The 21,791-nt window shown below is 62.0% G+C and carries 17 protein-coding genes; 3 read left to right on the top strand and 14 right to left on the bottom strand.

The genetic code is table 11. The features are described 5' to 3' along the window. The first annotated feature begins 56 nt into the window (after positions 1–56). The gene (locus tag LCU97_RS14965; RefSeq protein WP_232777008.1) at positions 57–746 is read left to right on the top strand and encodes an NYN domain-containing protein; all 690 of its coding nucleotides are present in this window, start codon (positions 57–59) and stop codon (positions 744–746) included. Here the strand turns inward: LCU97_RS14965 and LCU97_RS14960 are convergent. The 7 genes from LCU97_RS14960 to LCU97_RS14925 all read right to left on the bottom strand — a co-directional run bounded on the left by LCU97_RS14960 (position 727) and on the right by LCU97_RS14925 (position 10,497). Beyond that, positions 727–2,313 (bottom strand): efflux transporter outer membrane subunit, encoded by a 1,587-nt coding sequence (locus LCU97_RS14960; protein WP_232777006.1) that lies wholly within the window; start codon positions 2,311–2,313, stop codon positions 727–729. The genes LCU97_RS14965 and LCU97_RS14960 overlap by 20 nt on opposite strands. Then, positions 2,310–3,371, bottom strand: coding sequence for an HlyD family secretion protein (locus LCU97_RS14955; protein ID WP_053148128.1), 1,062 nt, complete (start codon positions 3,369–3,371; stop codon positions 2,310–2,312). Before LCU97_RS14955 ends, LCU97_RS14960 begins: the two co-directional genes overlap by 4 nt. Before the next feature lie 14 nt (positions 3,372–3,385). Continuing rightward, positions 3,386–4,909, bottom strand: a complete 1,524-nt coding sequence (locus LCU97_RS14950; RefSeq protein WP_232777004.1) for an MFS transporter — start codon at positions 4,907–4,909, stop codon at positions 3,386–3,388. 204 nt (positions 4,910–5,113) lie between these two features. Then, entirely contained in the window at positions 5,114–6,049 is a 936-nt protein-coding gene (locus tag LCU97_RS14940) for a LysR family transcriptional regulator (protein WP_053148132.1), read from the bottom strand. Between the two features lie 67 nt (positions 6,050–6,116). Then, positions 6,117–8,552: a PEP-utilizing enzyme gene (locus LCU97_RS14935; protein ID WP_232777002.1), complete on the bottom strand. Its 2,436-nt coding sequence runs from the start codon at positions 8,550–8,552 to the stop codon at positions 6,117–6,119. A 9-nt stretch (positions 8,553–8,561) separates the two neighbouring features. Continuing rightward, entirely contained in the window at positions 8,562–10,004 is a 1,443-nt protein-coding gene (locus tag LCU97_RS14930; RefSeq protein ID WP_232777000.1) for a TIGR01777 family oxidoreductase, read from the bottom strand. Then, positions 9,997–10,497, bottom strand: a complete 501-nt coding sequence (locus tag LCU97_RS14925; RefSeq protein ID WP_053148137.1) for a hypothetical protein — start codon at positions 10,495–10,497, stop codon at positions 9,997–9,999. The genes LCU97_RS14930 and LCU97_RS14925 overlap by 8 nt, the downstream gene beginning before the upstream one ends. Before the next feature lie 397 nt (positions 10,498–10,894). Here LCU97_RS14925 and LCU97_RS14920 point away from each other — a divergent pair, with 397 nt between their 5' ends. After that, positions 10,895–11,260 (top strand): DUF6124 family protein, encoded by a 366-nt coding sequence (locus tag LCU97_RS14920; protein ID WP_053148146.1) that lies wholly within the window; start codon positions 10,895–10,897, stop codon positions 11,258–11,260. 142 nt (positions 11,261–11,402) lie between these two features. On the opposite strand, the gene LCU97_RS14915 is transcribed toward LCU97_RS14920, so the two are convergent. The 7 genes from LCU97_RS14915 to LCU97_RS14885 form a co-directional block, all read right to left on the bottom strand. Beyond that, the gene (locus LCU97_RS14915; RefSeq protein ID WP_232776998.1) at positions 11,403–12,269 is read right to left on the bottom strand and encodes an ABC transporter permease; all 867 of its coding nucleotides are present in this window, start codon (positions 12,267–12,269) and stop codon (positions 11,403–11,405) included. Positions 12,270–12,282: 13 nt separating this feature from the next. Next, positions 12,283–13,143, bottom strand: a complete 861-nt coding sequence (locus LCU97_RS14910; protein ID WP_232776997.1) for an ABC transporter ATP-binding protein — start codon at positions 13,141–13,143, stop codon at positions 12,283–12,285. Positions 13,144–13,148: 5 nt separating this feature from the next. Then, positions 13,149–14,174 (bottom strand): ABC transporter substrate-binding protein, encoded by a 1,026-nt coding sequence (locus tag LCU97_RS14905; protein ID WP_232776995.1) that lies wholly within the window; start codon positions 14,172–14,174, stop codon positions 13,149–13,151. Between the two features lie 37 nt (positions 14,175–14,211). Further along, on the bottom strand, positions 14,212–15,114 hold the full coding sequence (locus LCU97_RS14900) for a TauD/TfdA dioxygenase family protein (RefSeq protein ID WP_232776993.1): 903 nt from the start codon (positions 15,112–15,114) through the stop codon (positions 14,212–14,214). Between the two features lie 334 nt (positions 15,115–15,448). Beyond that, positions 15,449–16,816: an HlyD family type I secretion periplasmic adaptor subunit gene (locus tag LCU97_RS14895; protein ID WP_053148157.1), complete on the bottom strand. Its 1,368-nt coding sequence runs from the start codon at positions 16,814–16,816 to the stop codon at positions 15,449–15,451. Beyond that, complete coding sequence (locus LCU97_RS14890) at positions 16,806–18,962, bottom strand: type I secretion system permease/ATPase (protein WP_232776992.1); 2,157 nt, start codon at positions 18,960–18,962, stop codon at positions 16,806–16,808. Before LCU97_RS14890 ends, LCU97_RS14895 begins: the two co-directional genes overlap by 11 nt. Before the next feature lie 37 nt (positions 18,963–18,999). Further along, complete coding sequence (locus tag LCU97_RS14885) at positions 19,000–20,349, bottom strand: TolC family outer membrane protein (protein ID WP_232776991.1); 1,350 nt, start codon at positions 20,347–20,349, stop codon at positions 19,000–19,002. Positions 20,350–20,707: 358 nt separating this feature from the next. Here LCU97_RS14885 and LCU97_RS14880 point away from each other — a divergent pair. After that, a partial coding sequence (locus LCU97_RS14880; RefSeq protein WP_232776990.1) for a retention module-containing protein occupies positions 20,708–21,791 on the top strand: 1,084 nt, incomplete at its 3' end.

Below are 21,791 nucleotides of genomic sequence, written 5' to 3'. Positions count from 1 at the left end.
CGTTGGGGTGAAAACACCGGCTTCGGCCGGTTTTTTCGTTTTTGGGGATTGAGTTTGTGCGCACCGCTTTTTTCGTTGACGGGTATAACGTTTTTTATGGACTGCTTGCCGGCACACCCTATAAGTGGCTAAACCTGACGCAGTTATTGACGCACATCGCCCGGGTCGAGAATCCCAAGAGTTCGCTCGTCTCCGTCGATTACTTCACGTCCTCCGTCAAGCCGGAGCTGGCAACGCGAGGAGTCGCATCCAAGGAAGCCCATGACGCCTACGTCCGCGCATTGAAGGCCAACAAAGTCAACGTTCACTATGGACGTCATCAGCTCGAACGCGCAAACGCGCCCCGTTTTGTAAGCAGAACGATCGGCGCTTCACGTCAGGATACGGTTCCTATCTGGAAGCTCGAAGAAAAGGAAACCGACGTCCACATTGCAATCAGCATGTATCGAACTGCTTCTAGACAAGAAGCAAAATCGCGGGAAGAGCGTATCGAGCAGCTCGTGCTAGTCTCCGGCGACACCGATATGGCTCCAGCATTGAGGGCGATTCGAGAGGATTTTCCTCATTTGAAAGTCGGCGTAGTACTCCCTTATCGAACCGACTCCAAACGACTGGCGCCAGGTTCTTTAAAAGAATGCGCCCACTGGATGCGCCGCGTCGTCACCTGCGACGAGCTCCAATCCCATCAATTTCCCAATCGGGTTCCCACCCACAAGGCCCCCGCCATCAAACCGGATTATTGGTAAGCACTTCCGCCGCCGGATACACCGATTCCCAACCACCGCCCAGCGCCTTGTACAACCCCACCATGGCCAGGGAAACGCCAGTGGAGCTTTCCACCAGTTGTTCCTGGGTGGCCAGCAACGCGCCTTGCACCGTGAGGACGGTGACAAAGTCCACCACGCCTTCCACGTATTGTTGTTGTGCGGTACGCAAGGCGATCCGGTTCTGGCGCACGGCTTCGGCGAGGCTGTCGCGGCGCAGCTGGCTCGCATTGTAGGCGCTCAGTTGATCGTCGATTTCATGCCAGGCCTTGAGCACGGTCTGCTGATAGGCGATCGCCGCTTCCTGTTGCTGGGCCTCGCGCAGATGCAGCACACCCCGCAGGCGCCCACCGTCGAACAGCGGCAGGCTGAATTGCGGACCGATGCCGAACGCCCGCGAGCCCCAGGAGCCGAAATCACCCAGTTGCAGGGCCTGGGAACCGACGTTGCCCGACAAGGTGATGCGCGGATAAAAATCCCCCTTGGCTACGCCGATAGTGGCCGTGGCGGCGTGCAGCCGGGCCTCGGCCTGACGAATGTCCGGTCGACGCTCGGCCAGCTGTGACGGCAGGCCGATGGCGACTTGGCGCGGGGCCTGGGGCACGGGTGCGTCGTCCGACAGTTCGGCTTGCAACGCCTGCGGTGGCTGGCCCAGCAACAAGCTTAGAGCGTTGATCAGCTGCGACTGGCGTTGTTGCAATGCGGGCAATCGGGCTTCGATGGTCGCAACCTGAGCTGCCGCTTCGGCCACGTCCAGGTCCGTGGCAACACCATCGGCCAGCCGCAGTTGCGTAAGCCTCAGACTGTGGCGCGCCACCTCCAGGTTCTGCTCGGTGACGGCACGGGTGCTTTGTACACCGCGCAGTTGCAGATAATCCTGGGCAGTCTCGGCGAGCACCGCCACCAGCACACCACGACGGTCATTGCGGACGACTTCCAGATGGGCGTCCGCCGCTTCGGCTTCACGGCGCACACGGCCCCACATGTCCAGTTCCCACGACGCAGAGACACCTGCCTCCCACAGGTAAAAAGCCGCGTCACCATTGTTCCCCGACGGGTCATTCAGCCCCTCGCCGCTGTTGCGCTTACGGCCATAACCGCCAGTGGCGGCGCTGTTCGGAAACTGCGCCGAGGTGATCACCTGCCGAGCGGCACGGCTCTGTTGCAATCGACTGTCGGCGAGCTTCAAGTCAAGATTACCGGCCAAGGCGCGACGGGTCAGCGCGGTCAAGGTCGGGTCATTGAAAACCTCCCACCAGTGTTCGTTCATGTCGGTGGGAATCACCTGGCTGACGGCCGCGTTGGCGGGCTTGGACCATTGGGTCACCTGCAGCGGCTCGGGCCGGTGGAAATCCGGACCGACGGTGCAGGCTGACAGGCTGATCATGAGCAAGGCACTGGCAGGTGTGAGACGCCACTGGCACCATCGCGAGCAGGCTCGCTCCCACAGGGAATTCTGACTTGGCTCCGAACTTCCTGCATGGCGCAGATCCAGTGTGGGAGCGAGCCTGCTCGCGATGAGGCCCGACCAGCCAACCCATCTTTTCATCGCTGCGTCACCTCACGCCCATCACTCCCCATGCTGGCGGTATCGATCCGCGCCTCCACCGACATCCCCACTCGCAGCCGCTCGGCCAGGGGCTGGCCGGGATCCAGGACAATCTTCACCGGTATGCGCTGCACGACCTTGGTGAAATTACCGGTGGCATTGTCCGGCTTGACCGAAGCGAAGGTCACGCCAGTCGCCGGGGCGATGCTCTGCACGCGACCATGCAGCGTTTCACCGCCGAACGTGTCGACGCGTACATCTACCCGCTGGCCCGGTTGCACATCGGTGAGTTGGGTTTCCTGGAAATTGCCGACCACATAGGCCTGGGCCAGCGGCACCACCGCCAGCAGCTTGCTGCCCGGCGTCACGTAGGCGCCGACCCGCACAGCCCGCTCGCCGACCATGCCATCCTGGGGCGCGACGATGCGGGTGTACGACAGCTCGTAACTGGCGATTTCCAGCGCGGCCTGAGCCTTCTTCAATCCGCCTTCGGCAGCGTCACGCTGGGCCGTCAGGATCTCCACTTGCTTACGTTCGGCGGCCAGCACCGCCGTGGCATTGGCCAGCCGCGCAGTGGCCTGGTCGATCCGGGTCTGGGCCTGCTGGGCATTCTGCACCGTCCCGGCACCCACGCCGGCCAGGTGCTGGTAACGATTGCGCTCATGCTCGGCAAAGGCCATCTCCGCCTTGGCGGCGACCACCGTGGCCTGGGCCTGGGCGATCACCGAAGCCTGACGCTCCAGGGTTGCCCGGGCGTTTTCCAGCTGGGCACGCGCCACCAGGGTCTGTGCATCGGCGGCCTGGGCCGCGGCGCGCAGATCTCGGTCGTCGATCAGCGCGAGCAATTGCCCAGCCTTCACCTGCTGGTGATCTTCCACCAGCACCTCCTTGATGAAACCCGCCACACGCGGTACCACCAGGGTGTAGTCAGCCGAAACGAACGCATCGTTGGTGCTCTGCTGCACACGTTTACCAGGGGCCAGCAGGTAAACCAACGCACCAAGCGCAATCGCCGCGGCAACGGCGAGCACAACTGGTTTTTTCACTTGAGTCTTCATGGGAGCTCCCGGATTCAACGTGGCGCGCCAGGCGGGTAGATCCGCGTCGGCAGCCAGAAAATGAGCAGGATCAGGACGAGCGCAACGCCTGCCATGCACAGGTAAAGATCGGAGAACGTCAGCACCACGGCCTGCTCGTGAAGGCGATGGGCGAGCGAGGCGGAGTCGGTGTCGACCAACGGTGAGTTACCGAGGCTGTCCACCAGCATCGTGGAGTGGAAATGCAGGCGCGATGTGGTCAGCGCATCCAGCACACCGGTAGCGATCACGGCGGCAAGGCCCTTGACCGTGTTGAACCAGGCCGAAGCGAACGGGCCGTCCATTGGCGAGATGCTGCCGGTGGAGAGCATCAGCAACGGCAGCACCGCCATTGGCTGGCCGAAGATCTGCAGCAGTTGCCAACCGTAGAAATCATCGCGAATCCACGCAGAGGTCAACTGCGAACTGCCGATGCAGGACAACGCCAGCATGCCCAGGCCGATCCCCAGCACCCAGCGACAATCGACCCAACGCAGATTGCACAACGCCGCCACCAGCGGCAGTGCAATCACCTGCGGCAACGCCATCAACAGCATCACTGGCGCCGTCTGCACCGGCCGATATCCCTGGACCTGGGCCAGGTAACTGGACGGAATGATGATCACCGCCAGCAGTACCACCAACACACCGGCCAGCGTCACCAGTGCAAACGTCAGGTTGCGTATGCCCAACATCTGCAAGTTGAAGAAAGGCACCGGCTGCGACCATTCGTTGATCATGAACAGCACCAGCAGCACCACGCCGCCACCCAGCAAGGTACAGATCAGGCTCGACTCGAACCAATCCAGCCGGTTGCCTTGCAGCACGCCGATCACCAGCATGCAGATCGCCGGGAAACCCAGCAGCAGGCCACGCCAGTTGAACTGCTTGAGGCGCTCCAGGCGCAGCGGGTCCTGAGGCAGGCCGTAGGCCACTGCAGCCATGGCGATCAGACAGGGCACGATGATTTGCCAGAAGGTCCATTGCCAACCGACGTATTCGGTCCACAAGCCTGCCAGGGGCGTACCCAGGCCTGGACCGAACGTGGCGGTCAAGGCATAACCGGCCAGGCCATAAAGTTTTACGCCGGGCGGCAAGAAACGCAGGGCGACGGTCATCAGCATCGGCGGCAACGCGCCGCCGGCCAGACCTTGCAAGGTCCGCATCAGCAGCAGGCTTTGGTAGTTCGGCGCCAACGGACACAGCACGCCCAGGAGGGCGAACAAGCCGATGGCCCACAGCGTGAAGCGGCGCAGCGAAAAGGTCACCGAGCACCAAGGCGCGAAGGCCATGGCGGCCACCGAGGTAGCGGTATAACACCCCACCAGCCAAGTGCCTTCGTCATACCCGATGGCCATCGCGCCACGGATATCCGCCAGGGCGACCTTGGTCACCATCTCGTTCAACCCCGAAACGAGCACCGCCAGCAACACACCCACCAAGCCGATGACGACTCGCGGACCGAACGCCGACGGCGCGGCGGTTGCCGCGGGGAGTGCCGTGGTCGTGAGGGAGGTCATGGATTGGAAAACTCCGGAAGAATACCGGAGCAGTTTAAAAAGCGGGAGGACTGACAAAAAGTGACTTATTGGCAGTTTATAAATGCGTTCTGCGCAGCAATGAATCCCCCTGTGGGAGCGGGCTTGCTCGCGAATGCGGTGTGTCAGACAACAACAATGGCGTCTGACACACCGCATTCGCGAGCAAGCCCGCTCCCACAGGATTCACTGGGCTGCGTTTGATTCAGGCTGCGCCGCCGTCCACGTCTCCTCGCAACAGGCCTTGAGGGTTTCCCGAAGCCAGCGGTGGGCGGGGTCGTTGTCGTAGCGCGGATGCCAGGCCTGGGTCAGCATCAGCGTTGGCAGCGGGATCGGCAGGGTAAACGAACGCAGGCGCAACCCCAGGCGCTTGACGCTCAGCAAGGCTTCCTTGGGCACCGGCAGGATCAGGTCTGAATCGGGCAAGGTGAACATCGCCGCATGGAAACTCGGCGCGATGACCGCCACCCGCCGCTCCAGGCCAAGGGCATTGAGCGCAGTGTCTATGGGACCGCGGGCGATACCGCGCCGTGACATGCTGATATGGGAAAAACCGGCGAATCGCTCGGCGGTGATCTCGCCATCGAGCAGCGGATGGTCTTCGCGCACCAGGCCAACGAAATGCGTGGAAAACAGGTTCTGCACCTTCACCTCTGGCATCACCGGCCGGGTGTTGCTGATGCTCAGGTCGATACGCCCCTCGCGCAGGGCCTCATCGTCACCGTCGCCCTCCGGAACATAACGCAACTCGCAATGGGGGGCCTGGCGCTCCAGGGTGTCGAACAGCTTGCCGCCATACACACCGACAAAAAAATCGTTGGCGCGAATGCTGAAGCGTCGCCGCAAGGTGCTCAGGTCCACGGCATCGGCCGAGCGAAACACCAGCGCCGCCTGTTCCACTACGTCGCGCACCTGCTCGCGCAAGGCCAGCGCCTTGGGCGTGGGCACCAGCCCGCGACCGGCGCGCACCAGGATCGGGTCGCCGATGGCGTCGCGGATTCGCGTCAGGGTGCGGCTCATGGCGGCGGGGCTGAGGTTCATCCTCCGCGCGGCACCGACCACGCTGCCCTCATCGAGCAGCGCGTCGAGGGCGACCAGCAGGTTCATGTCCGGGAGTTGCATAGTGAGCACTCGTATTCAATCAGGATTGATCCAGGCGCAATCCTATCAGATCAAATTTCGAACACGCCTACTCCACCAGCGTCAGTTCACCATCGCGATACACCACTTCCCGTCCCAGCCAGCCCACGTTCACCTGAGGCAATACCGCCGAAGGCTTGCGCAATTCACGCAGCAAGGTCGAACCGTGGGACAGGCGTCCGCCCATACGCGCAATCACCGCCCGAGCCTGCTGATAGTGGGCATGACGACCGGGGTCGAGGGTGTCCTCCAAAAGAATGTCGTCACCGAGGATGCCTTGGGCCTGGCCCGGATAGATCAGGAATCCACTGGCCTGCTCGGTGCCTTCGCGACCATCCTGCCAGAAGCTGCCCTCACGCGTACGGATGTCCGGGTGCGGAGCGAACCAGTGGGCCCGATCATCCGTCGGCATGGCGTGATGCAAGCGAAAGAACATTCGCATCAGGTTGTCGCGATACCACTCGCGCACTTGCAAATAGTAACCGCGCAGACCCGGCAGGCCGGCTGAATGGGCGAGGCGAACCGCCAGGGGCCAACGCGGAAAAGCCTGCAAGGGCAGTTCGGTCCGCGCCGGGCGCGGCGTCGCCGGGTCGGTTTCCCAGGGCAGGCGATGAGGAGCGGCTTGCAGATTGTCATACGCGGTCGGAGGCCGCCCCAATGCGTCACCGCCACTGCTCGCCAGCGCGGTGGCGATGCACAGGTTGCCCTGCACTACGAACACGTAGAACCGGGTGAACCAGTCGGCCAATTGTTGTCCGTCAGCGCCCTGCCCGATCAACTCAGTCAGCTCCCGATCGAAACGTCGCAAGCCTTTTTCGAGCGTCGACAGATGCCCGCGCGCTACGCGCTGCATGCGCAGGAACAACGGCAGCGAACGAATCAGGCGCAGCGGTCGCCAAGGCAAATTCGGCGTGGCACCGCCAACCTCACCCGAGTAGTTGCTGGAGCTGATGCCCCAATCTGCCAGTCGTGCAAGAAACAAGTCATTGTTGATGTACGAAGCCCCGCCAAACACCGCCGTGAAAGGTTCGTTGTCCTGCAACACCCGGCAGTCCCAACGGGCCATGACCGCCGGAATGCTCGCCGCCGCCCGCCGCTGGGCGTATTCCACCATTACGCTGGGTTGCGGCGGCAGGATCTCGGCGATGTTGGCGGCGGTCAGGTGTCGACGCCAGCCGTAATCGCTGATCGGCCGGTACTGCAACAACCAGAGCCGGGCACCGTCCCAAGCCCATTCGACGTCACCGGGCACGTAGTGGAAAACCCGCAACACACCCTGCAGGAAACGCCACAGTACGTCGGCAGTCAGGCCATGGGATGGCCTGAACGTGCCGCTGCTCCAGGAATCGCCGAGGCGGGAAATGATCGCGCGTTCCGGGGTCACCTGACCATCGGCCAAGGACTCGAGATGACCTTCGACCCACTCCAGCTCGACTGACACGTGACGCACAAAAGCGATCCCGGACAGCACCGGTGTGATGAACCGCTGCACCACCACTTCCTCGACACCCGCCGCCGTCAACTCGGCGATACGCGCCGGCACGTTGCCGGTCGGTTCTCGCAGGAAGGTGCTGCTCAAGCCGGCATTCGCCGCGTCGGCCTGATCCTCACCATAACTGGAAGAGCGCACCGCCCAGCTCGCGTCCGGTTGATTGTCGAGAAATGCCGGCAGGCGCGGATCGTCAGCCGCGTTGAGCGTCAGCGCGGGGGGCACCGCCTGGCCGGCCAATGCGGCCAGCTGCAAGCGACCACCCTTGGTATGGGCGACGAACCCAAGCTCACCCGACTCCAGCCACGCAGCGAACTCGGCCGGCGCGTCGATCCAGGGGTAGTGACCCCAGCCGGGTTTGAGGCTGATGGTCAGGTCGGCCCGGGCGAGAATGGCGGACCAGGCGGCCGCCTGCTCGATGCCCAGCAGGTTGTCCTGATCACCCCAGACCAACTCGACCGGATCAGTGATCCATTCCAGCAACGGCAACGCGGTGTCCGCACGCAGCAGATCCCAGAGCGGCACAAAGGCGCGGCAGCGGGCATAGCCGGCGCCCATGCGCTGGTATTGCTCAGGCGTCCAGGTCTGGTTGGAAAACTTGCGGGCAAACAGCGTCGGCGAGTTCGCCAACAACCAATGAATGCTCTTGCGAACCGGCAGCGGCGACATCAATGCCGGAAGCCGTCGCTGCCACAGGAAGGCGCCCACCGGCGCCAGCAACACACTGCGGCAAAAGTGCCCCGGTCGACGTTGCAAGGCATGCAGCACCAGCAACGCGCTCACCCCGACTGCGACGATCGCACTGCCCTTGACCGTCATCGCCAGCAGCGCCTGAGCGTAGGCGGCCAGGTCTTCGCAGGGTGCGTCCGGATGATTGCCGAAGCCGGGCAGCTCCAGCGGCACCACTTCGTGATCTTCGAAGTGCGGCAACACGTCGTCCCACCAATCGGCGGCGCTGCCATTGCCAGCCAACAGGTACATCAGCGGCTTGCTCATGGATGCTCCTCAGGCCAGGTCGCGCAGGGCTGCATCGAGTGCCGGGTAACGGAATACATAGCCGGCCTCGATCAGACGGTTCGGCACCACCCGCTGGCCATCGAAAAACAACTGGGCCATCTCGCCCGCCAGGGCGCGTACCGGCGCGGCAGGAATGTGGAACCACACCGGGCGCTTGAGGACCTTGCCGACGCGCTCGGCGAACACGGCCTGGCTGACGGTCTCCGGCGCCACGAGATTGTAGGTTCCACTGAGATTGTCGTCGTCGAAGGCCCGTGCGATGACGGCAATCACATCGTCGCGGTGCACCCAGCTCATGATCTGCCGGCCGTCGCCCATCCGCCCGCCGAACCCCAAGCGAAACGGAATCAGCAACGGCAACAGTGCGCCGCCCGGACCGAACACCACGCCCAGGCGCATCACCACCTGACGCACGCCCAGCTCAGTGGCCGGCAGCGCCGAGGCTTCCCAGCGGGCACAGAGTTCGGCCATGAAGCCGTCGCCCTTGGCGGCATGCTCATCCAGGCTCTCACTGGCATCGCGCACTCCATAGAAACCGATGGCCGAGGCCTGGACCCACAACGCCGGCTTGTACCGAGCATTCTTCAACCAGGTCATCAGCGCTTCGGTGGTGTTGACCCGGCTGGCCAGCAGCTGTGCCTGGCGCTTTGGACTCCAGCGCGGGCCGGCTACCGGCGCGCCAGCCAGGTTGATCACGACATCGAAGGCTTCATTGTGGCCCAGCTTGCTCAGCGAACGCAGGCAACGGGCGCGACCGTCGAACAGGTAGGCCGCTCTCAATGGATCGCGGGCCAACACGCTGACGGTATGCCCGGCGTCCAGCATCTGGTTGACCAAGGCTTCACCGATGAACCCGGTCCCACCTGTCACCAGCACGCGTTTATAGGCACCGCCGGCAAACGGATTGGCCGGCATGCCTTTGCGTTGCATGCGCAGCGCCGCCAACCCGTCGCGAATGCCCGATGCGCTGACGCCGATGGCGAACAGCGTCAGCAGCCAACCGCGCCAGCCCAGGTCGATCGAACCCAGGCCGGTCGGCAAACTCGCCCACTGCGCCAGTTGCACCCCGTACAACGCGAAGAAGGCCCCGCCGTTGACCGCCAGCACCGTGTGCATGATCCGCTCGATAGCCGGCAGTTTGCGGCTGCGATCCTCCACCACGAAATCCCACAGCGTCAGGCCGATCTCCAGCGCGAACAGCAACGCAATCACAATGGCCCATGTGCCCTGGAACGCCAGATGCGCGATGCCCAGGAACAGAATCCCGTAGAAGCACGAACGCAACGCGTGAATCGACAGCTCCAGGCGGGCACTGTGGCGATAAGGCAGCGCGACAGTGAGTTCATGGTGATACAGGGTGTCCAGCGCACCCAGGATGGCTTGGGCAATCAACAGGGTAATGGCCCAGTCGAGAGGAGAAATCTCAGGCATGGTTCGATGGACTCAAGGCGTTATCGGGAAAATGGCGACGATCATGGCAATAGAGCCAGAACAGCGGCGGCAGTAACGTCAACAGGGCGAAGGCGTCGAACGCCAGATGGGACCAGACCCGCATCTGGGCCGAGATCAGCATGTCCTGGGGCGCCCAGAGCACGATGCCGGCGATCAACCAGCCCCACGGCATGGCACGCCTCAGCCGATGGCCGATATGCACGAGGGCCAGCATGTACAGCGAATAACTTTGTAACGTGGCCCCGAACAAGGCCAGCCACCAGACCTGTTGCGCACGGGCGGCTGCGGGTGCCCCATCGACGCCCCAGAAAACCTGTTCGAGGGTTTGCAGATAACCATCGAGCAATCCCGCATCGAGCAATCCCGACTGGCCTGCCCAGCTCAACGTGATACCAACGAGCAGATGCACCAGGGCGGCGGCATAGAGCCAAACGACCAAGGCTTTGCGCAGCGGGTTGGGAGGGATTGGCATTCCGTGTCCTGGAGACGTGCTTGAGGGCTGCAAGTCTAATGGAAAAGGAAGCGGTTTTACCGGGCTAATTGCGGCCAGCAGCGTCCTAGGAGATTTCCTTCAAGTTGTAGCGGTTTTGGTGAACTTGTCCGGCTTCGGGCCCACCGCTAGTCTGGGTTTGTCACTGAAAAAACGGTGACACGGACGTGCAAGTCCGAACAAACTGTTTAGGTTGCGACGCTACATTGATCAGGGGCCCCTGCTGCCCACTGGCTTTATGGCGGCTGCGCGCAGGAGATCCCTGGATCTGCTGGGTGTCCTAAACAGGCCCGGTCTTGCACACCTGCGTACGGCCGCCACCCCTATTCGCGTGCAAGCGAACGGTGACGGTTTCCACTGACTGTTTAGGTAATATCTCATGTTCAAAGTAACCCCGAATCCGCCAGAAAGCCCTGGCAACGTCTCCGACAAATCCGCAAAAGCCAAGAAGCTCGACGAAGCCGCCGAACGCGCCCTCGATTACTACCTCAACCCCAAGCCCACCGATGAAAAAACCGCGGACACATCCCATCTCTTCAGGGTCGCCCCGGACATCGACATCGAAACCCTGCTGGCCAATGCCTCCGAAGACTTGCGCTCCATCAGCGCCATCGCCGCCGACCTGGCCGATGATGTCGACGGCACGCGCCGCAGCGTAATCCTGGCGATCAGTCGAATCGCCGATGGCGGGCATTTGCTGGTGGAGCGAGCGATGGATCGTCTTGAGGTTCAGGCGTCGGGCTGATGTTCTTGCAGTGAATTGGCTACCGCTATCGCGAGCAGGCTCGCTCCCACAGGGTTCGGTGTTAAATGCACTATTCGCAACGACACCCATCCACTGTGGGAGCGAGCCTGCTCGCGATGGCGTCCGCCCTGACACCGCACCATCACCGCTGCATCCCCCACCGCTTCACCGTCACCCGCTCCAAACTGTCGAACACCAGGTTCTCCACCAACAACCCGATCAGGATCACCACCGCCAACCCCGCGAACACCTTGTCGGTGTACAGCTCGTTGCGGTTCTGGAAGATGTACCAGCCCAGCCCCCCCTTGCCGCTGGTAGCACCGAACACCAGTTCGGCCGCGATCAACGTGCGCCAGGCAAAGGCCCAGCCGATCTTCAAACCGGCGAGGATCGACGGCAGCGCCGCCGGGATCAGGATGAACGACACGAAGCGCAGGCCCTTGAGCCCATAGTTGCGCCCGGCCATGCGCAGCGTGTCGGAGACGCCGAGAAAGCCCGCATACATATTCAACGCCAGCGCCCACAGCACCGAATGCATCAGCACAAAAATCAGGCTGTTCTGCCCCAGGCCGAACCACAGCAAGGCCAATGGCAACAGGGCGATGGCGGGCAGCGGGTTGAACATCGAGGTCAGGGTGCTGAGCAGATCGCGGCCCAACTGCGTCGACACCGCAAGCGTGGTCAGGCCGAACGCCAGGACAATCCCCAGCAGATACCCCTTGAGCAGCACCACCAGGGAAAGCCAGACCTTGCCCAGTAATTCACCGCTGAGCAAACCGTCGTACAACGCGGTGGTCGTTTGCAGGAACCCCGGCAGCAGCAGGTCGTTGTTCTGATAACGCGCCACCGCTTCCCACAAGAGCGCCAGCAGTAACAGGATCAGGCTTTTGCGCAGCCAGCCTTGTTGCCAGAGGCGCTGCCTCAGGGGCAGTGCCCGCTCCAGCGACACGTGGGCCAGGGGTTGCAGGTCGACTTCGTATTCTTCGCGCACGGGCGATAACTGGCTCATGAAAAACTCCCCCTCAGTACGCGATACGAATGTCGGTGAAATCCAGCTCAGGCTCGGTTTGCGCCGTCAGGTCGTCATTGAACAGCAGCCCATGGATGCGCCGTGCCGTGTGCTGGAACGCCTCGCCTCCGAGGCTGTGCAAACCGTATTGATGGCTGTGGACTTCCGCCCGTACACGCCCCGGATGCGGCGACAGCAAGAGGATGCGATTGCCCACCACCAACGCCTCTTCGATGGAATGGGTGACGAACAACAGCGTGAAGCGCACCTCTTCCCACAGCAGCAGCAATTCTTCCTGCATCTTGCGCCGGGTCAGGGCATCGAGGGCGGCGAAGGGTTCGTCCATCAGCAGGATTTTCGGTTGCATCGCCAATGCCCGGGCAATGGCGACACGGGCCTTCATACCGCCGGACAAGGTGTGGGGGTAGGCATCGGCAAACGCTGCCAGACCGACCTTGTCCAGATAGTGCAGCGCACGCTCCTCGGCTTCCTGGCGCTTGAGGGTGCGCGAAGCCAGCAGCGCGAACGTCACGTTTTGCTTGACGGTTTTCCAGGGCGGTAGCTGGTCGAACTCCTGGAACACCACGACCCGGTCTGGCCCCGGTGCGCGAACGGTTTGCCCTTGCAGGCGAATCTCACCCTCGCAGGGGGTGATGAAACCGCCAACGGCCTTGAGCAAGGTGGACTTGCCGCAACCGGATGGGCCGAGCAACACGAAACGGTCCGCCGGATCGACCTCGAAACTCACCCGGTGAGTGGCCCGCACCACACGCTGTGGGGTGCGGTATTCCAGGCTGACGTTATCCACCGACAACAGCGCCGTATCGACGCTGGCGAAGCTGCTGGCCGCGTGGCCTTGCACTGTCGCGTTCATGGCGCTCAGCTCCCCTGCAACGGCTTGGCGTCCTGGAAGAAATAGTCTTCCCAGGTTGCCGGCCTGTTCTTGATCGCACCAACGCGGTACAGGAAATCGGCCAGCGGGTAGGTGTTTTTCGGCGTGACGGTGAATTCGATCTGCGGATTGTCGACGATCTTCAGCAAAGTGGCCCGGTCGATCTTGGCCTTGGTCACTCGCAGATAGGTATCCACCGCCGCGCCCTTGTCATTCTGGGCAAACTCGGCCGCTTCGGTCAGCGCCTCGACGAACGCCTTGTAGGTTTTCGGGTTTTCGTTGCGGAATTTTTCGGTGGCGAACAGCACCGTGGGCGAATTCGGCCCCAGCACATCATAGGAATTGAGTACCACATGAACGCTCGGGTTTTGCAGAGCCTGGTCCTGGAACGGTGGATTGGAGAAATGCCCGGTCAGCTCCGTGCCACCGGCAATCAAGGCAGCCGTGGCGTCAGGGTGAGGGACGGCGAGGGTGTACTTGTCCAGGCGGTTGAATTCCTTGTCGCCCCATTGCTTCGCAGCGGCGTATTGCAGGAAACGCGACTGCACCGAAACGCCTACCGCCGGTACCGCGATACGGTCCTGCTCGGTGAAATCGGCAATGGTCTTGACCTTGGGGTTGTTGCTCAACAGGTAGTAGGGAAAGTTACCCAGGGAAGCCACTCCCTTGACGTTCTGCTTGCCACGGGTGCGATCCCAGATCGTCAGCAGTGGCCCGACACCGGCCCCGGCAATGTCGATGGACCCCGAGAGCAGCGCGTCGTTGACCGCCGCACCGCCGGACAACTGGGTCCAGTCGACCTTGATGTCGATCCCTTCCTGTTTGCCATGTTTCTCGATCAACTGCTGGTCGCGCACGACATTGAGCAGCAGGTAAACGATCCCGAATTGCTCGGCAATACGAATCTCGCCTTCGGCGTGGGCGCCGGCGGGGGCAACGAGGCTGCCGGCCAGCAGGCTGAATCCCAGGCCGATGGCGGCGGCCAAAGGTGCAAAGGCAATGCGTTTGGACATGATGATTCTCCGGGCTCTTTGCGCGAGGCGCAGCCGATCAGAAAGGGGCGTCGCCCTGGATGGTGGTGCGGTACAGCTTGCGGCGCAGATGACTCGGGCAACCGGCGGCCAGGTGGATCAACGAGCGGTTGTCCCAGAACACCAGGTCGTGGGGCTGCCATTGATGGCGATAGATGTTCTGGGGAAGCGCGCTGTGGGCATATAACTCGGCCAACAGCGCCTGGCTCTCGTCCTCCGGCAGACCGAGAATGCGGGTGGTGAAGCCTTCACTGACGAACAACGCCTTGCGCCCGGTTTCCGGATGGGTGCGCACGATCGGGTGCACGACTTCAGCGACCTGGGCCAACTGTTCCGGGGTCAGCGTCGGTCGCCAGTTGCCTTCAAATTTGCTTTCGCTGTAGCGCGCCGTATAGGAATGCGCCGCCAATCGACCTTCGACCGCTTTGCGCAGCGCCTCGGGCAGGCCATCCCAGGCCTTGTGCATGTCGGCGAACAGCGTGTCACCGCCTTCGCTCGGCAGTTCCTGGGCGTGCAGCATCGAACCCAGGCTGGGCAGTGGCTTGTAGGAGAGATCGGAATGCCAGAACTTGCCGGCATCGCCCAGGCCGATGGACTGGCCATTCTCGATGATGTTGGAAACGATGAGGATTTCCGGATGCCCGGCCAGCAGGAATTGCTTGAGCACATGAATCTGCAACACGCCAAAGCGGCGGCTGAAGGCGATATGTTGTTCGGGGGTGATGCGCTGGTTGCGGAACACCAGTACGTGGTGGTCCAGATGAGCGCGATGGATACGGGAAAAATCCTGATCGTTGACTGGCCGGGACAGGTCCAGGCCGACGATCTCGGCACCGACGGCGCCGTTGAACGGGCGGATTTCGAAGGATTGCGGCGCGACATTGACGGCGCTTGGATCTGGAGAATAAGAGACGGCTGGCATACATCACTCCCACGCACGCTTCACGGGCGCGCATCGATCAAAACTGACGGCGATGCCGTTAGGGTTCAGGTCGTGCGGCGCGCCGATTGGTCGGCAGGTACGCAGAGAATGACTTTATCGATATAAGAAAATTAAATTAAATACCGATAAGGAATATCGATATGATTTTCAGCCTGAAAATGAAGAACCTGATGTGGGAGCGAGCCTGCTCGCGATAGCGCCAGATCAGACACCTATCTGTCGCTGACTCACCGCCATCGCGGGCAAGCCTTGCTCCCACAGGGGGTACCGCTCCCACGGGGGGATCACCGCTCCCACAGGATGAGGCGCAGCCTTATCGCTCGTGCAGTGCCTCGGCCCGTGCCTTGATGATCGGTTTGAGCAGGTAGCTGAGCACGGTTTTCTTGCCGGTGATGATGTCCACCGAGGCCACCATGCCAGGGATGATCAGCAGCGGTTTCTCATCAGTGCCCAAGTGGCTACGCTCCGTGCGCAGCTTGATGATGTAGTAAGTGGTTTTCTTGTCTTCGTCGGTGATGGTGTCGGCGCCGATCTGTTCCAGCTTGGCCCTCAGTCCACCGTAGATGGTGTAGTCATAAGCGGTGAATTTCACCGTGGCGTCCTGGCCGGGGTGCAGGAAGGCGATGTCCTGGGGACGAATTTTCGCTTCTACCAGAATCGTATCGTCCAACGGCACGATTTCCACCAGGTCGCTGCCGGGCTGGATCACCCCGCCGATGGTGTTCACCAGCATCTTGTTGACGATACCCCGCACCGGCGAGGTGACCAGGGTGCGACTCACCCGATCTTCGAGGGCCTTGCCAGTAGCCTGGGCCTTATTCAGATCGGTGCGTGCCTCGTTGAGCTGTGTCAGGGCTTCGCTGCGGAATTTGCCGCGGGTTTCGTCGATCTTGCGTTGCACTTCCTTGATCGCCGATTCGGCACGGGGGATCGCCAGCGTCGTGGCGTCCAGTTGTCCACGGGTTTCGACTTCAGCGCGCTTGAGTCGCAGCACTTCCACCGGCGAAACCGCGCCCTGGGCCACCAGCGGTTCGGACATGTTGATTTCCTGGCGTTGCAACGCCAGGCCGGAACGGTATTGCGCCTGCTTGGAAACGAATTCGCGCAATTCCTGCTGGCGCTGGACCAACTGTTCCTGCAACCCGCCGATTTCATCGTGCAGTTGTTGGCGACGACTGATGTACAGCGACTCTTCGCTGGCCGCCTGGCCCGGTACGGCCTTGAGCACATCGGCCGGGAAATTCAGTGGCCGGTCCTCGACCTCGGCGCTCAGGCGCTCGACCCGCAACAGCATGGAAAGGCGGTCGGCCTCGGTTTCCCCGACGTTGGAGACAAACCGCGTGTCGTCCAGGCGAATCAACGGCGCACCGGCCTCGACGATCTGCCCTTCCTTGACGAACAGCTCGGCGACGATACCGCCTTCCAGGTTTTGGATTTTCTGGATCTTGGACGAGGGAATCGCCTTGCCGTCGCCCTTGGTCACTTCGTCGACCACGGCGAAATTGGCCCACAGCACCAGGAACACGAAGAAGCCAATGATGCCCCAGATCGTCAGACGCACCACACGGGGAGCATCCTCGATCAAGGCTTTGTTGACCTCGGGCAGCGGCTGGCCGTGCAGCGAGTCGGAGCCTTTGAAGTAACGGCCTACGGCCCCCTTGAAACCCGACTTAAGCAACACTGATCTGCCCCTTCTTCAACGCTTCCATTACGGCAGCTTTCGGGCCGTCGGCCAGGATCTGCCCACGGTCGACCACCAGCAGACGGTCCACCAGCGACAGCAGGGATGCCCGGTGCGTCACCAGCAGCACCGTCTTGTTTTCCACCACGGCAGCCAGGCGTTGTTTCAAACGTTCCTCACCGGTGTTGTCCATGGCGCTGGTGGGTTCATCCAGCAACAGGATGGGCGGATTGAGCAGCAGCGCACGAGCCAGGGCGACGTTCTGACGCTGGCCGCCGGACAGGTTCTGCCCGCGCTCACCCACTTGCAGTTCATAGCCCTGCGGATGCAGCCGTGCGAACTCATGCACACCCGCCAACTCCGCCGCCTGGAGCACCAGCTCATCCTCGACGTAACGGGCACCGGAGGTCAGGTTGTCCCGCAGGGTACCGGCCAGCAGCTGGATGTCCTGGGGCACGTAGCCGACGTTGTAGCGCAATTCGCTGACATCGATCTGGCGGATGTCCACGCCGTCCACCAGCAAGGCGCCGTCGTCCGGCTGGTAAAGGCCCACGAGCAACTTGGCCAGGGAGCTCTTGCCCGAGCCGCTGCGGCCGATGATGCCGATCTTCTCGCCGGGCTTGATCACCAGGTTGATGTTCTTCAGCGCAGCGTTCTGCTGATTCGGGTAGGTGAAACTCAACTGGCGGCATTCGATGGCGCCCTGCAGGACGTTGCGACTCAACGGACGCTCGTCGAAATTGCGCTCCTGAGGCAGCTCCATCATCTGATCGACGGAAGTCATGGTCACCCCCGCCTGCTGGTAGCGGGTCAGCAGGCCCGACAGCGAAGCCAACGGGCTGAGGGCGCGGCCGCTGAGCATGTAGCAGGCCACCAGCCCACCCATGCTCAGGTTACCGGCGATGATCAGGTAGACGCCGAAGACGATCATGACCACGCCGGCCAACTGCTGGATCAGCAACGTGATGTTCATCGCCAGCCCGGACAGCATCTTCACCCGCAGTTCGAGGCGGCTGAGGGTGCCGATGGTCTGCTCCCACTGATACTGACGCTCGCTCTCGGCGTTGTTGACCTTTACCGCATCCAGGCCGGCCAGGGTCTCGATCAGGCTGGACTGGCGCTCGGCGCCCAGGGCCATGGTCCGCTCCATGGTTGCCACCAGGGGCTTCTGCAAGGCGTAGCCGATCAACAGGGCCAGCGGGAACGCCACGACCGGAATCCACACCAGGTGTCCGCCGATGATCGCAATGACCATCAGGATCAACAGCGTGAACGGCAGGTCGATCAGGCTGGTGAGGGTCAGCGACGCGAGGAAATCCCGCAGGCTCTGGAACTCATGGATGTTCTGAGCAAAGCTGCCGACCCGCGCCGGTCGGTATTTCATGGCCATGCCGACGATCCGCTCGAACAGCGTCGCCGAAATGATCAGGTCGGTTTTTTTGCCGGCCAGGTCCAGGCACAGGCTACGCAACATTTTCAGGATCAGGTCGAACACGTAGGCGCCCGTGATGCCGATGGCCAACACCCACAGGGTCGACTCGGCCTGGTTCGGCACCACGCGGTCATAGACGTTCATCACGAACAGCGGCGCGGCCATGGCGATGATGTTGATGAGCAGGCTGGCGGCGATGGCATCGGCGTACAGCCAGCGGGAACGCTTGAGGGTGTCACGGAACCAGGAGCGCGCCCGGGGGATGAGCGTGCCGTGGTTCACGTCAAATTTATGTTGCGGCTGGGCGAAGAAAACCTTGCCGCTGTAGTCATCCGACAGCAGCTCACGGCTGACCGTCACTTCGCCACCGTCGCTTTCACTGAGCAGCAACCGCGCCCGATCATCCTCCGTCCAGCCCAGCAGCACGGCGCTACGGCCTTCCTTGAGAAGCAAAAGCGCAGGCATCGCAATGGCCGGAATCTGCTCGAGCCGGCGTTGCAGTACCCGCCCCTGCAAACCAGCCCGGGCCGCCGCGCGCGACAATAATTCGACGCTCAGCCGCTGCTTGGGCAGCGGCAGGCCGGTAGTGAGCATCGCCGCGCTGGCGGGCTTCTGATGCAGCATGCAGAGTGCCAGCAACCCGTCCAGCAACGGGTCGTCGTGCAGCGTGCGCGGGTCATGGACTAGTTCGACTCGACTGACTTCTGATTCCACGCTCTGCACTCTTTACTGATCAAACTGGATGGATGACTCAATTCATCCCAGGCAACTGGACCTTGGGTTTCACGTCAGTCTGCACAACGGATGCCAACGGCGCGACTACACCCTGGCTTTTGAGTAACTGGCCCATGGTTGCCTTGATTCGGTATTGGGTGAACAGCTGCACGTTCCTGATTTCCGCCAGGCGACGGGAAGCGCTGAACAGCTCATTTTCACTGTCGAGCAGATCGAGCAGGGTCCGCTCGCCAAGGCTGAACTGCTTCTGGTAAGCATTGCGCACGCTGGCGCTGCGGTCCACATACTGCTGGGCAATCGGTATCTGGGTGTTGGCGTTGTTCAAGGCGTTCCAGGCCAGGCCAAGTTCTTCATTCAGTTGGCGCAAGGCATTGTTGCGGATGTCCAGGGCCTGGTTGGACAGGTAGGACTTGGACTCCAGGTCTGCCTTGTTGCTGCCGCCGGCATACAGGTTGAAACGCATGCGCAGCATGGCTTGCCATTCATTGTTGTGACCGTTCTGGCCGTCCAGGTCGTTGTCGGCAGTGCGGCCCAGCTCGGCGTCGAAGCGAGGGTAAAAGCTCGACTTGGCGGCTTCATATTGCTGCTCTGCGGCGGCGATATCCGCCTCGGCCGAACGCAATACCGGGCTGTTCTCCAACATTTGCGCACGGGCTTCGTTCAGGTTGGCCGGCAACAGCGCCATGGAATCGGCGGGACGCTCCAGTTGGTCGGGCAGTTGGCCCACGGCGCTGAGGTAGTTGGTCTCCGCGTCGGCCAGGTTGGTTTGCTCGGTGATCAGGTTGTTGCGTGCCTGGGCCACGCGTGCTTCGGCCTGGTCATGGTCGGCGCGATTGCCTACGCCACGCTCGGTGCGCAGCTTGATCTGGTCGAAGATACGCTCGTGGCTCTTGAGGTTTTCCTCGGCCAGGCGCACGAACTCGCGACGGGTCAGCACATCCAGGTAGACCTGGGCCACGGTCAGCCCGGTGCGCTCGGAAGCATCCAGCAGCGAATACGCACGTGAGTTGACGTTGGCTTGTTGACGCCCCACTTCGCTGGACGTCGCAAAACCGTCAAAAACCATTTGCGACAGACGCAGGCTCGACTCACTGCGGTTCAGGGTTTCCCAGTGATTATTGCTGCCCGAGCGGGTGGAAACACTGTCTGTACCTTCACGGCCGTATCCGGCTGCAAGGTCCACTCTAGGCAGGTAGCCGCCCTTGGCTGCCTTCAATTGATAGTCGGCTGCCAGTCGGCTGTTCACGCCGGCCTGGATTTCAGGGTGGACATCGAGTGCCTGTTGCATGGCCTGCGGCAAGGTTTGTGCTTGTACGAAACTGGCGGCGAGGGCGAAAGGTAAAGCCTTGAGCAGATGCGAACGCATGGTTGGAAATTTCCCGAAAACTCTTGTCGTGGATCACAGCGAAACGTGGCGCTGCATCGGATGATGGCAACCGGAATGACCGTATGTCGGAAAGTTCGAAACAGGTACTGAATCTTGCACCGAAAGAACAGGCCGCCGCTTAAATATCAATGTGACATTACTGGCTTGATTGTTTAGGATGGGCCGCAGAAGGTCAATACTTTGGCATGAACAAATAAAACGAAAAAACAAGCCAAAATATTGACGATTTAATACGTCAAAATATTTCATCTACAGAATCGAAAACGTCCAGACCACTTCAGCCACAAGCTGCCGGGTCCATGGAAGTCTACAGAGCGTGGCACCCGGAGAGTCTTCAATGAGCAGTGTTGTTGCCGTCGTCAAAAGCATTGTTGGTCAGGTTTTCGCCGTATCCCCCGAGGGCATCCGGCGCGTACTCATTGAAGGTGATCGCCTGTACACCGGCGACCAGTTGGACACCGGGCCTGCCGGGGCCGTCACATTGGACCTGGCCGATGGCCGCACCCTGGACCTGGGTCGCGACACCCAGTGGAGCGCCAACGCGCCCGACTCATCTACCGATCTTGCGCAGGCCACTGCCCAGGCCGCGCCGTCCGTAGAAGAATTGCAGCAAGCCATTGCGGCGGGCGTCGACCCGACGACAGCCCTCGAAGCGACCGCAGCCGGCGCTGGCGAAGCGAGCGCAGGCGGGACCGCCGGGGGCGGCCATAGCGTGGTAGTGCTGGATGCCACGGCTGGAAGCGTCGACCCGACTATCGGTTTCCCGACGGAAGGTCTCGCGGCGGCTGCCGCTACCGATGACAACACCTTGGGTGGCGATACCACCGCCGACACGACCGCCAACGCCGTCGTCAATGCGACGATGACCCTGAGCGCCACGCCAACCCTGACCGAAGCCGGCGGCGTGCTGGTTTACACGGCGACCGTGACCCAGGCGCCGCTGACCGACCTGACTGTGACGCTGTCCAATGGCTCGGTGATCGTGATTCCCGCCGGACAAACCACCGGCACCGTCAACGTCCCACTGGCACCGAACAACACCGTCTACAACGACCCAAGCCAGATCAGCGTAACCGTTACCGGCACCACCGGCGGCAGCGGCATCGCCGTGACTCTGCCTACCGCACCGGCGGTAACCCAGATCACCGATACAGTCGACACCACCACCGTCACGTTGACCGCAGGCAATACGGTCACCGAAGGCGGCCAGATCACCTACACCGCGACGCTGACCAACCCGGCGCAAACGCCGGTGACCGTCACCTTGAGCAACGGCTCGGTCATCACCATCGCTGCTGGGCAAACCACTGGCTCGGTGGCCGTCGATACCCCAGCGAACGACGTCTACAACAACGGCAGCACTGTCAGCACTACGATTACCGGCGCAACCGGCGGTAATTTCGAAAATCTGGTACCGAGCC

The sequence above is a fragment of the Pseudomonas uvaldensis genome (assembly GCF_021271205.1).
In the GTDB taxonomy this organism is placed as follows: domain Bacteria; phylum Pseudomonadota; class Gammaproteobacteria; order Pseudomonadales; family Pseudomonadaceae; genus Aquipseudomonas; species Aquipseudomonas uvaldensis.
Note: the sequence above shows the minus strand (reverse complement) of the source record. Positions and strands in the feature narration are given on the sequence as shown.